The organism is Rhizobium sp. N122 (assembly GCF_002211295.1).
Classification (GTDB): domain Bacteria; phylum Pseudomonadota; class Alphaproteobacteria; order Rhizobiales; family Rhizobiaceae; genus Rhizobium.
Window position 1 is genome coordinate 18594 of the sequence record NZ_LOKU01000026.1, and the last position, 12530, is coordinate 31123.

At 64.5% G+C, this 12530-nt stretch carries 10 protein-coding genes; 5 read left to right on the top strand and 5 right to left on the bottom strand.

Annotated features, from left to right (window positions below; all coding sequences use genetic code 11):
* The first annotated feature begins 59 nt into the window (after positions 1-59).
* From ATY75_RS19535 to ATY75_RS19550, 4 genes are all read left to right on the top strand, one after another.
* Complete coding sequence (locus ATY75_RS19535) at positions 60-1874, top strand: monovalent cation:proton antiporter-2 (CPA2) family protein (protein WP_088938849.1); 1815 nt, start codon at positions 60-62, stop codon at positions 1872-1874.
* Positions 1875-1956: 82 nt separating this feature from the next.
* Positions 1957-2364 (top strand): hypothetical protein, encoded by a 408-nt coding sequence (locus ATY75_RS19540; protein WP_088938813.1) that lies wholly within the window; start codon positions 1957-1959, stop codon positions 2362-2364.
* Between the two features lie 86 nt (positions 2365-2450).
* The gene (locus ATY75_RS19545) at positions 2451-3824 is read left to right on the top strand and encodes a PepSY domain-containing protein (RefSeq protein ID WP_088938814.1); all 1374 of its coding nucleotides are present in this window, start codon (positions 2451-2453) and stop codon (positions 3822-3824) included.
* A 13-nt stretch (positions 3825-3837) separates the two neighbouring features.
* Positions 3838-4290 (top strand): copper uptake system-associated protein, encoded by a 453-nt coding sequence (locus ATY75_RS19550; RefSeq protein WP_088938815.1) that lies wholly within the window; start codon positions 3838-3840, stop codon positions 4288-4290.
* Between the two features lie 9 nt (positions 4291-4299).
* Here the strand turns inward: ATY75_RS19550 and ATY75_RS19555 are convergent, their stop codons facing one another.
* The 3 genes from ATY75_RS19555 to ATY75_RS19565 are packed head-to-tail and all read right to left on the bottom strand — an operon-like array spanning position 4300 to position 7781.
* Positions 4300-5181 (bottom strand): patatin-like phospholipase family protein, encoded by an 882-nt coding sequence (locus ATY75_RS19555; protein ID WP_088938816.1) that lies wholly within the window; start codon positions 5179-5181, stop codon positions 4300-4302.
* Between the two features lie 13 nt (positions 5182-5194).
* Positions 5195-5755 (bottom strand): 16S rRNA (guanine(966)-N(2))-methyltransferase RsmD, encoded by a 561-nt coding sequence (rsmD, locus tag ATY75_RS19560; RefSeq protein ID WP_064836941.1) that lies wholly within the window; start codon positions 5753-5755, stop codon positions 5195-5197.
* Positions 5736-7781, bottom strand: a complete 2046-nt coding sequence (locus tag ATY75_RS19565; protein WP_088938817.1) for a pseudouridine synthase — start codon at positions 7779-7781, stop codon at positions 5736-5738. Before ATY75_RS19565 ends, rsmD begins: the two co-directional genes overlap by 20 nt.
* Before the next feature lie 90 nt (positions 7782-7871).
* On the opposite strand from ATY75_RS19565, the gene ATY75_RS19570 reads away from it, so the two are divergent.
* Positions 7872-8309, top strand: coding sequence for a nucleoside deaminase (locus tag ATY75_RS19570; protein WP_088938818.1), 438 nt, complete (start codon positions 7872-7874; stop codon positions 8307-8309).
* Positions 8310-8573: 264 nt separating this feature from the next.
* Here ATY75_RS19570 and ATY75_RS19575 read toward each other — a convergent pair whose 3' ends face one another.
* A complete protein-coding gene (locus ATY75_RS19575; RefSeq protein WP_088938819.1) occupies positions 8574-9203 on the bottom strand; it encodes a hypothetical protein in 630 nt (209 codons plus the stop codon).
* A 131-nt stretch (positions 9204-9334) separates the two neighbouring features.
* On the bottom strand, positions 9335-12334 hold the full coding sequence (gene ileS / locus ATY75_RS19580) for an isoleucine--tRNA ligase (protein WP_088938820.1): 3000 nt from the start codon (positions 12332-12334) through the stop codon (positions 9335-9337).
* Positions 12335-12530: the final 196 nt, after the last annotated feature.

Sequence of the window (12530 nt, forward strand, 5' to 3'; positions counted from 1 at the left end):
CCGCCGATTCTTTGTCGGGGCTGCCGGCCTGTTTCCCGCCGTCGAAAGAAATCGCCCTGATGTCCGCGCCCAATGCCTTTTTTTCCGAAACGATCCTGCTGCTCGGCGGAGCGGTGGTCGCCGCGCCGATCTTCAAGAAGCTCGGGCTCGGCACGGTGCTCGGCTATCTCGCAGCCGGCATCGTCATCGGTCCCGTCTTCCATGGCATCACCGATGGCGAACAGATCCTTGCCGTCGCCGAGCTCGGCGTCGTCTTCCTGCTCTTCATCATCGGGCTGGAACTGAAACCCAGCCGTCTGTGGCAGATGCGGCGCGACATTTTCGGCCTCGGCACGGCGCAGGTGGTGGTGACCGGGCTGGCGCTGACCGCACTCGCCTGGTTTTCTCAAGTGCTCGACTGGCGCGGCAGCATCGTCGCCGGCTTCGGCCTGGCGCTGTCTTCGACGGCCTTCGCCATGCAGATCCTCGAGGGCGACGGCGACGTCAATACGAGATACGGGCAACGCTCCTTCTCGATGCTGTTGTTCCAAGACCTGGCGATCGTGCCGCTTTTGGCGCTGATCACCGTGCTCGATGGCGGCGGCAAGAGCAGCCATGCGCCGCTTGCCGATTTCGCAGTCGCCGTCGGCGCGGTCGCGGCGATGGTCGTCATGGGGCGTTACCTGCTGACGCCGCTCTTCCAGATCATCGCCAGGACCGGCGCGCGCGAGGCGATGATTGCCGCGGCCCTCTTCGTCGTCATGGGATCGGCAAGCCTGATGCAGCTCGCCGGGCTTTCGATGGCGATGGGCGCTTTTCTCTCCGGGGTGATGCTCGCCGAATCCTCCTACCGGCACGAGCTGGAGGCCGATATCGAGCCCTTCCGCGGCGTTCTGCTCGCCATCTTCTTCATCGCCGTCGGCCTGTCGCTGCAGCTCGACGTGCTCGCCGAAAACGCGCTCTTCGTCATTGTCGCCGTACCAATCGTCATGGCCGTCAAGGCGATCATCATCTATGGGCTCTGCCGGGTCTCCGGCTCCCCGCACGACGATGCGATACGCATTGCCTTCCTGCTGCCGCAGGGCGGCGAATTCGGCTTCGTGCTGTTTACCGCGGCGGCAACCGTCGGGCTGATGGCGGCGAGCACGGCATCGCTGCTGGTAGCGATCGTCACGCTGTCCATGGCGCTGACGCCGATCGGCGCGGCTCTTTCGAAGCGGCTGCTCAGCGGCGATGAGCATGAGGAGTTGAACGAGGACTTCGAAGGTGCGGGCGCCGATGTTCTGATGGTCGGCTTCTCGCGTTTCGGCCAGATCGCCGCCCAGATCCTGCTTGCCGGCGGCCGCAGCGTCACCGTCATCGATTTTTCGGCGGACCGCATTCGCCAGGCCTCCGCCTTCGGATTCCGCATCTATTTCGGCGACGGGGCCCGCAAGGACGTGCTGCGCTCGGCCGGCATCGACCGGGCAAAGATCGTCCTCGTCTGCACCCAGAAGAAGGAGATCACCGACAAGGTGGTCGAGCTGGTGCAGGCGGACTATCCGCACACAAGGCTCTATGTGCGCTCCTACGACCGCATCCATTCGATCGAGCTGCGCAACAAGGGTGTCGATTACGAACTGCGCGAAACCCTGGAATCCGGCCTGCTGTTCGGGCGGCGGACGCTGGAGGCGCTCGGCGTCTCCGAAGTCGATGCCTATGAGATCGGCGAGGATATCCGCAAGCGCGACGAGGCGCGGCTGGTGCTGCAGGTGTCCGAAGGGCTGCAAGCGGGCCGCGACATGCTGTTTTCCCATCCCGTCCGCCCCGAACCGCTGGTCAAGCCGAAGCGCGCCGCCGATCCCTTCGAGGACGATCCGCTGGCGGGAACGGTGGATGCGACGGCGGAGGCCTGATCGCCGCTGGGCCGGTTTGTTAAATTGACGCATTGAATATGCGCTCGGCGGCGTCTATCAGCAGACGATCGGAGAGGGACAGTTGATCAGACGGGCGAGCCAGATCGAGCAATGGGCACTGCGCATCCTGTGCGCGGCCGCGCTGGTTTTTGTCGCATTCGCCCATCAGGCTCCCGTCGCAGCCCCCGGCGAGTCCGGTCCGGCCGAACTCGCCCAATATGTGCTGCCCGACGGAACGCTGCCGTCGCTTTGCGTCACCGTCAGCGACACTTCCGATCAAGGCCAGCACGACAAAACCCATTCGCATGGTTGCGAGGCCTGCCGGATCGGCGCCTCGATCCTGCTGCCGGCGCCGGCTGATGTCGCCGGTGCTCCGATACCCTTTGCGGTCGCAGTCGAACGGCCGATCCGGCCCGAAAGCGTCCCTCGCCGGCTTTTCCCGCCCAATAGCGGTCCCCGCGCTCCGCCTTCCGATCCGATCCTCGCCTGAACCTCGTGTTGCGGCAGGCGCCGTGACGCCTTTCAACGCCGGCCGAGCTGCCTCCCGCAGCCGGCCGCGGATACGGATCCATCCTCATGTCGACTATCGCTGCCGCCGGGCCGGCGGAAGACGCCGCCAGCGGCGTTTCGCTCTACCGCGCCATCTGGCGCTGGCATTTCTTTGCCGGACTTCTCGTCATACCCTTTATGCTCAATCTGGCCGTGACCGGATCGCTCTATCTCTTCAAGGACGAGATCAACAACAGCTTCTTCGGCTACCGTTATATCGTCCAGCCCTCCGGCCAGGCGCTGCCGGCGGAGCGGATCGCGGGAATCGCCGCTGCCGCCGTGCCGGGCTCGGCGGCGACCTCCTACAAGGAGCCGGCCGGGCCTGAGCGATCGGCCATCGTCACCGTCGCCAGCGATGCCGGCGCGATGCTGGTCTTCGTCGACCCTTATGCCGGCAAGGTGCTCGATGTGGTCGAATCGACCGACGAGTTCAACTATGTCGTCAAGCGCATCCACAGCCTGGCCTATTTCGGCGGTATAGCGAACCGGCTGATTGAGATCACCGGCGGCTTTGCCATGGTGCTCGTCGTCACCGGCATCTATCTCTGGTGGCCGCGCAGCCAGACGGGCGGTGTCGTCAGCGTGCGGGGAACGCCGGGCCGCCGGGTTTTCTGGCGCGACCTGCATGCGGTGACGGGCGCCTTCGCCGGCGTGTTGATTTTCTTCCTGGCGATAACAGGGATGCCGTGGTCGGGCTATTGGGGGGCGAACGCCAATGCCTGGCTGACCGAACACGGCCTCGGCTATCCCGTCCAGCTCTGGGACGACCTGCCGAAGTCGCAGAAGGTCACCGAGGATATCCTGCCGAAGAGCGGCTGGATTGTCGAAAAGGCGCCGGTTCCGCTTTCCGATATCGCCGCAGCGCAATCGGCCAAGCCGATCGGCCTCGACAAAGCCGTGGAGATCGCCAGGCGGCTGGGCATGGCGCCGGGCATCGACGTGGCCATTCCCGCCGACGAGACCGGCGTCTACACCGCCTCGCTCTATCCCGACGATCTCGCCGACGAACGCACCATCCATATCGATCAGTATTCCGGCAAACCGCTGATCGACATCGGCTTCAACCAATATCCGTTCCTCGGCAAGGCGATCGAGTGGGGCATCAATGTCCACCAGGGACAGGAATGGGGGCGTTTCAACCAGCTGCTGATGCTCGCGACCTGCCTGGCCATTGTGCTCAGCTGCGTGAGTGCCGTCGTCATGTGGTGGAAACGGCGCCCGGCCGGCCGGCTCGGCGTGCCGCCCATGCCGCCAAAACGCTCGGTCTATTACGGCCTGTGGCTGATTGCCGCCATCTTCGCCGTCGCCTTCCCGATGAGCGGGCTCGCCATTGTCGCCATGATCGCCTTCGATCAGATCGTCGTGCGCTTCGTGCCCGTGTTGAAACGCGTTCTCGCTTGAAGGAGACCAAGAGATGAAGACGATCATTGCCCTTCTCGCCTGCGTGCTTTTCGCATCCATGGCATCTGCGGACAACGATCCGCAGCAGGTGATCCCGGCAAGGCTGAAGCTGATGTTCGAAAGGCCCGATAAGCCCTTGGACATCGCCCCGGTCGTCGTCCAGGCCGATTGGGCGATCGCCGGCTGGCGGCAGGCCGGGCGCGGTGGGCGCGCCTTGCTGAAAAAGACGCATCATGGTTGGAGCATCTACCTCAGCAGCGGCGACAGCCTGAAGGATGCCGCGACGCTGGAAAAAATCGGGCTCTCGGCAGGTGACGCAGCCGCGCTGGCTGCGAGGCTGAAAGAGGCCGAGGCAAGCCTTGACCCCTCCGCGCTGGCGCTGTTTTCGAGCTTCGAGGGCACGGTCACGATGATGAACGAAGCATCGAACGGCGCGGGCGGCGGCCATGAGGGCCACACCCAATGACACTGTCTTCTAGCGCTTCAGCCGCGCTTCGATTTCCCGGTCGAGGGCGAATTTCAGCTCGTCCTTGACGCCGGCGGACATGGCCAGCACCTCGCGGGCCTTGAGGAAATCCATGACGCCGGTGCGGCCGACGGCCGGGCGCAGGAAGATGTGCGGCTGGCAGAGCTTCAGCTTCAGCGTGATCGCCGTCTGCATCATCAGCTGGCCGGAGCCGAAGATGCTCTCCATGCGGTTCGGAATATGGGTGCCGTCGCCTTCCGGCGCGCCGACGACATCAATGCCGACGACGATATCGGCAAGATCCATCAGCGGTTCATAGGGCACCGGATTGCTGATGCCGCCGTCGATCATCACCCGGCCGCGCAGGCGCACCGGCATGAAAACGGCGGGAATGGCGGAAGAAGCCGCGAGTGCGGGAAACAGCTCGCCCTCTTCGATGATCACTTCGTTCTGCCCGTAATAATCCGTGGTGATGACCTTCATCGGCACCAGCAGATCCTCGAAGCGGGCCGGCAGTTCGGAGGGCAGGAAGGCTTTCAGGATCCGCTCCAGATTGAACTGGCCGATGCGGATGCCCTTGGCCACCGCATCGCGCACCGTCGCCGGCCGCAGTCCCCAGATGCGGGCGACGACAGCCGTCTTGTTGCCGACGGTCGTCAGCGCATGTTCGCGGATTTCGGCCCCCGACATACCGGCGGCCATGCCCGCCCCCATGATCGCGCCCATCGACGAACCCGAAATCGCCACCGGGCGGATGCCGAGCTCGTCGAGCGTCTCGATGATATGGATGTGGGCAAGTCCGCGCGCGCCGCCGCCGCCGAAGGCGACAGCGACCGTCGGAAGGTCGCTGATCGCAGGCAGTTTGGGGCTGATGATCTCTGCCTGCTGCACGCCCCGCCCCCGCTTATTGCGGCTGATACCGGAAGAAATGCACCCTCGTATCGCCAAAGATGCGGTCTTCGAGGAAAACATAGGAAGGATGCACGGAAACGACAATATCGGCGCGCTCTTCGAGCACCGCGATCGCGCCCGGCCTGATCCAGCCGCCCTGGGCCGCCGCCGCCATCGCCTTCTCGCCGAGCCCCTTGCCATAGGGCGGGTCGGCAAACAGCACGTCGAAAGCTTCGAGATTGCCGACGCTGCCGAGATCGGTCGCATCGCGGCGCAGGATGCGCGTGCGGCCGTGCAGACCGAGCGCATCGATGTTTTCCCAGAGCAGCGCCCTGCCCTCGACGCTGTTTTCGACGAAGAGCGCATGGCGACAGCCGCGTGACACGGCTTCAAGGCCGACAGCACCGGTTCCGGCAAAAAGGTCGAGGATCCGGGTGCCGTCAACGCATTCCGGATAGGCATGGCTCAATATGTTGAACAGGCTCTCGCGCGTCCGGTCGGCAGTCGGCCGGATCTCGTTGGATTTTGGCACGGCGAGAGGCCGTCCGCGAAACTCACCGCCGACGATCCGCACCGCGCGTCATTCCCTTTCCTTTTGCACCACCTCTGGACGGGCCGCCCGCAGGCCTGTCTCCGCCTGGCCTGTCACCGCCGGGCCTGTCGCTGCCGGATTTGCCGCCCTTCGGCTTACCGGAAAAATTCTTCGCCCCGCCCGGCTTGGCGCCAAAGCCCTTGCCGCGCGGCTTATCGCCCGAAGGCCGGCCGCCCGCAGATTTGTCGCCGAAGGATTTTTCGCCACGCGGACGCTCGGAGCGGCCTTCACCGGCAAAACTTCTGGCGGCGCGCGGGCGCTCGTCACCGTCTTCGCGCGGCCTGCGGTCGCCCCGCGGCTTGTCACCGAAGGCCCGGTCGCCACGCGAAGGACGGTCGCCGAAAGGCCGATCGCCGCGCGGACGCTCCCAGCGGGCCTCGCCTGCGGAGGCTCTGGCGGCACGCGGCCGTTCGTCGCCATCGCCACGCGGTTTGCGATCCCCGCGCGGCTTGTCGCCGAAGGGCCGGTCGCCACGTGAGGGTCGATCACCGAAAGGCCGGTCGCCGCGCGGACGCTCCGGCCGGCCTTCACCGGCAGAGCTTCTGCTACCCGGACGTTCGTCACCACCTTCACGGGGGCGGCGGTCGCCGCGGGCCGGGCGGTCGCCAAAACCGCGCTCTTCGCGGCCCGGACGATCCCCGAACGGACGCTTGCGGCCGCGGCCTTCGCCCTCATCCTTGCGGTTGGGCTGCTCGCTCGAGCGGATCCATTCGCCGTCCTCCTCGCGCACGCGATTGATCTGCGTGCGCGGGCGATCCTCGATATGGTGGGAACCAGCGCTCTTTGCCGGCGCCTGCTCGCCGCGCCGGCGCGCGGTCTGCTCATTCTTGGCGGCTTTCGCCGCAGCTTTTTCACCGAGCGGCCGGGCACCCGGCGCCATCCAGACATTGGCGCTGCGGCGCTGGCCGAGCGGCTGGGGACGTTTCGGCTTGTCGTCGTCGAAGCGGCCGCCATCGCGGCGGTCGTCGTCTTTGCGCCCGCCACCGCGGCGATCGTCGCGCTTGGTGTCGAGGCGGCTCAGCGCCCGTTCGCGCTTGTCCTCGTCGCGGCGCGGACGCTGCTCGCGCTTTTCCGGGGCTGCGGCTTCAGCCTCTTCCTCGGCGGCAACAGCCGGCGCATTGTAGATCGGCGCGTCGAAATTCGCCTTGGCTTCCTCGATCAGGCGCGGGCCGAGCTGGTCGCGAAGCGTGCGGCCGCGTACCTCGATGACATGGCCTTCCGGCAAGTCGCCGAGCTGGAAAGGGCCGTAAGAGATGCGTATCAGACGATTGACGTCGAGTCCGAGCGCGCCCATCACGTTCTTGATTTCGCGGTTCTTGCCTTCACGAAGACCCATGGTGATCCAGACGTTCGAGCCCTGCGTGCGGTCGAGCGTCGCCTCGATCGAACCATAGAGCACGCCGTCGACGGCGATGCCGTCCTTCAGTCTGTCGAGCGCGTCCTGATCGATGTCGCCATGGGCGCGCACGCGATAGCGGCGCAGCCAGCCGGTCGCCGGCAGCTCGAGCGCGCGGGCAAGACCGCCGTCATTGGTGAGCAACAGCAGGCCTTCGGTGTTGATATCGAGACGACCGATCGACATGACGCGCGGCAGTTCCTCCGGCAGATTGTCGAAGACGGTTGCGCGGCCTTCCGGGTCGGCGTTGGTGGTCACCAGCCCGGCCGGCTTGTGATAGAGCCACAGCCTGGTGCGCTCGATGCCGCGGATCGGCACGCCGTCGACCTCGATACGGTCGGCGAGCGTGACGTTGACGACGGGGGTTTCGAGAACCCTGCCGTTCAGCGTCACCCGGCCTTCCATGATCATGCGTTCGATGTCGCGGCGGGAGGCGACGCCGGCGCGCGCCATCACCTTGGAAATGCGTTCGGCCTTGGCCTCGCCTTCGGTTTCGGCCGCGGTCGCAGCCTTCGCCGGCTTTACGCCGCCCGACTTCGCGCCGGCCTTCGGCCCGGCGTCGCGTGAAAAGGGCTTTGCGCCCGGGCGTTTTGGCTTGTCTTTGGGTGTCATTTGTTGTTTGCCTGCCTTTTGGGCCTGTCTATCAGGTCACGCATCTGCGGTTAAGTGGAAATTCGTGCGATCGTGAAGACAAATCGTTTCATGGAGATGGCGCTCGAAGAGGCGCGCGCCGCCGGAGAACGCGGCGAAGTGCCGGTCGGCGCCGTCGTCGTCATCGACGATATTGCCGTTTCACGCTCGGGAAACCGCACGCGCGAGCTCAATGACGTGACCGCGCATGCCGAAATCGCCGCAATCCGGCTGGCCTGCGACGCGCTCGGACAGGAACGCCTTGTCGGCGCCGATCTCTATGTGACGCTCGAGCCTTGCACCATGTGCGCGGCAGCCATCTCGTTTGCGCGCATCCGCAGGCTCTATTACGGCGCCGAGGACCCGAAGGGCGGCGGCGTCGACAATGGCGTGCGGTTTTACGCGCAGCCCACCTGCCACCACGTCCCGGAGGTCTATTCCGGCTTCAACGAGGTGCAAGCGGCGGAGATCCTGCGGACGTTCTTTTCGCAGAAGAGAGAAGTGCCGTAAGCCTGAGCCGCACACCACTGCCGCCGGTTTGTGCCGATGGCTGCCCCGCACCCTAACCCGACCGGGGTCGAGCCACGGGTCTCGACCCGTCCTTCGCCCCCCGTAAACGGGGCGAGGGGACGTGGCCTGCAAGACGTTGGCGAGGGAGGAAAACGTTGCGGCATATCCCCTTCGCCCCGCGAGCGGGGAGAAGGTGCCGGCAGGCGGATGAGGGGCTGGCCTCGCCGGTCTCCTGGGGCGGCGCCTAAGCGCCTAGACAAGCCGCTATTGCAGGAAGTTCCACCACTGCTTGCCGCTGTTGGCGATCGCCGCGTCCTTCTTGCGCTTCTTCTGCTTCTTCAGCTCGGGCTCGCCGACATCGTCGAGCTTTGCCGGGTCGTCGACGGTGCGGTAGCCGGGCGGCGGGTCGGAAATATAGCGGCGCTGATCGACGTAGGAACCCTTCTGCAGGGCGCGGGCTTCGCGATAGGCCTTGGTCTGGGCTTCCGTCGTGCGCCGGCCGCCTTCGATGGCAGAGCTTGCAAGCGGCGAGCGGTAGTTCGGATTGTCGGAATTGGCGTCGGCCTCGGAAACCAGACGGGCGCGGGTTTCCTCGGGCGATTCAATCCATTGCGGATTGTCCTTGTTGGCGACCGTCGGCTGCGGCGCGACGAGGGTTTCCCTCTGCGCCTCGGCCGGCAGCACCAGCGTCGGGCGCGGCGTGTACTTGACGCCCTTGTTCTTCGGGTCCGGTCCGGTCAGCGACACGGACTGGCCGAGATCGTCGGTCAATTGCTCCATGGCGGTCTTGTCGGTGCCGTAGGTCGGGCTGCTGGCGCAGCTGGACACCAGAGAGCATCCCGCCATGACAACAGACAGGCAGGCGCCCATACGGAACCAATGCGTTGCGAACATGAAAACCCTTCCAGCCACCGGTGCAATCGTTGCCCAACCGGACAACCGTCCCCCTGACGCAAAAATCCGGCCATTTTCAGGCAGCTTTTACCGGATGAACCGCGAAAACGCAATTCACCCGGTAATATTCTTCACTTGAGCAGCGCCAGCTCGCGAAGGGCGGCAGCGTCACGGGCCGAGACCTCGGGATAGTCGGGATCGGAACCGACATCCCGCGTGATGCGCCAGGAGCGGGCGCATTTTTCGCCCTCTGCCAGCTTCGGCACGACGCTGACCTGAGGCACCTCGGCAAGGCGGAAAGCCTCCGCCGGGCCTTCGCCGGCCGCAATCTCGATGGCCGAAGTGATGCAGACTTCAGTGAAGTCCTGGCCTTCCAGTGCCTTGATCAGTTCCGGATCGGCGATGTGGACGACCGGTGCTGCTTCCAGCGAGGAGCCGATACGCTTATCCTTGCGCTCGATTTCCAGGGCGCCGGTGACGACCGAGCGGACCGTGCGGATCTTCTTCCACTTCTCGGCCAGGGCATCGTTGCGCCATGCCTTTTCAACCGGGGCAAACTGCTCCAGATGCACGGACACGGCGGCGGGGTTGCGCGACAGCCAGGCTTCCTCGGTGGTGAAGGGCAGCATCGGCGCAAGCCAGGTCACCATGCAGTCGAAGATCTGGCGGATGACGTGCAGGCTGGCGCGCCGGCGCAGGCTCGACGGCGCGTCGCAATAGAGCGCGTCCTTGCGGACATCGAAATAGAAGGCCGAAAGCTCGACATTGGCGAAATCGATCAGCGCGCGGGCGATCTTCTTGAAGTCGAAGGCATCGTAGTTCTCGCGCACCAGCTCGTCGAGTTCGGCAAGCCGGTGCAGCATCAGCTGCTCCAGCTCCGGCAGATCGGCAAAGGCGATCTCCTCGCCCTTGTCGTGGGCGAGCGTGCCGAGCATCCAGCGGATGGTGTTGCGCAGCTTGCGATAGGCGTCGACATTGGTCTGGATGATCGTCTTGCCGACGCGCAGGTCGTCGGCATAATCGGAGGTCATCACCCAGAGACGCAGGATGTCGGCGCCGGCATCCTTCATCACTTCCTGCGGCGCGGTGACATTACCCTTCGACTTCGACATCTTCTCGCCCTTCTCGTCCATGGTGAAACCATGGGTGAGGACGGCGTTGTAAGGCGCGCGGCCGCGGGTGGCGGCCGATTCCAAGAGTGAGGAATGGAACCAGCCGCGATGCTGGTCCGAGCCTTCGAGATAGACGTCGGCCGGCCACTTCAAGTCCGGGCGGTCTTCGAGCGTGAAGGTATGCGTCGAGCCGGAATCGAACCACACGTCGAGGATATCCATGACCTGCTTCCATCGGGAATGGTCATGGTCGTTGCCGAGGAAACGCTCCTTGGCGCCATCGGCGAACCAGGCGTCGGCGCCCTCCTGTTCGAAGGCTTCGAGGATGCGGGCGTTGACGGCTTCGTCGACCAGGACCTCACCCTGTTCATCTGCAAAGACCGCGATCGGCACGCCCCATGCCCTTTGACGGGAAAGAACCCAGTCCGGGCGGCCCTCGATCATGGCACGCAAGCGGTTCTGGCCGGCGGCCGGCACGAAGCGAGTGTCGTCGATCGCGCCGAGCGCGCGCGAACGCAACGTCGTGCCGTCGGCAAGGGTCTTGTCCATATAGACGAACCATTGCGGCGTGTTGCGGAAGATCACCGGCTTCTTCGAGCGCCAGGAATGCGGATATTGATGCTTCAGCCGGCCGCGGGCAAAGAGCGCGTTGCGCTCGATCAGCGCCTTGATGACGCGGTCGTTGGCATCGCCCTTCTTGCCGTTGTCGTCGATGACGCGGGCGCCCTCGAAGCCGGGGGCGTCCGATGTGTAGAAGCCGCCGTCGTCGACCGGGAACGGGATTTTCGTTTCGATGCCGCAGGCCTCGATCTCACGGCTATGCGCCATCCAGACATCGAAGTCCTCGCGCCCGTGGCTGGGCGCCGTGTGCACGAAGCCCGTACCGGCATCGTCGGTGACATGGTCGCCGACCAATAGCGGGACGGCAAAGTTGTAGCCGTCACCCAACCCTTTCAACGGATGTTCCACGCGGTAAATCTCGGCAAAATCGGACTGCGTAACGTCACGCAGACGTCTGAACTCCAATTTTGCTTTTGCAAAAGCATCCGCAGCCAAGGCATCGGCGAGGATGAGTTTCTCGCCGGCACGTGGACCGAAATCATTCTGCACTGCCGTAACCTCATAAAGGCCATAGGCTACCTTGGGCGAATAGGCGATCGCCCGATTGCCGGGGATCGTCCAAGGCGTGGTCGTCCAGATGACGACTGACGCACCAAGAAGATCACGGTTCCTCATTGACTGTTCACGATAGGAGACGGCCGACACATCGACAGCCTTCGCCTCTTCAAGCGAAACGTCATGGTACATGCGTCCGTCGGGGTGCTGATATTCAACAACCTCGACGACTGGGAATTTCACCCAGATCGTGTCGCTCTCATAATCATGATACTCGACCTCGGCCTCGGCCAGCGCCGTGCGCTCGACTACCGACCACATGATCGGCTTGGAGCCGCGATAAAGCTGGCCGCTTGCGGCGATCTTCAAAAGTTCGCCGGCGATGCGCGATTCCGCGTGGAAGTTCATCGTTGTATAGGGATTGTCGAAGTCGCCCTCGATGCCGAGACGCTTGAACTCTTCCGCCTGGGTCTTGATCCAGCCGGTGGCGAATTCACGGCATTCCCGGCGGAATTCGTTGACCGGGACCTCGTCCTTGTTCCTGCCCTTCTCGCGATACTTCTCTTCGATCTTCCATTCGATCGGCAGGCCGTGGCAATCCCAGCCGGGCACGTAATTGGCGTCGTAACCACGCATTTGGAACGAGCGGTTGATGACGTCCTTGAGGATTTTGTTCAGCGCGTGGCCGATATGGATGTTGCCGTTGGCATAGGGCGGGCCGTCGTGCAGCACGAATTTTTCGCGGCCGGCGGCAGACGCGCGCAGTTTCTTGTAGAGGCCCATCTCCTGCCAGCGCTTGACCAGCTCCGGCTCCTTCTGCGGCAGGCCGGCGCGCATCGGGAAATCGGTTTCGGGCAAATAGAGGGTCTTCGAATAGTCGATCTTTTCGGCTGTGTCGGTCATATCGGGACAATCGTTTCTGGCGGCCCAGGAAGGGGCGCAACGGCGTGAAAAAGCTGGTGACGGAAGCGCTCATATCCAAGCGCCAAAAACCCGGACCTCCCGGCCGCTTAGCGCGCGCGGAAGGCCGGGCCGATAATTCGCATCGTCATCGCCAGCCGAAATTTCGTCATAGGGCCGGTTCATAGGCGTTTTTGCC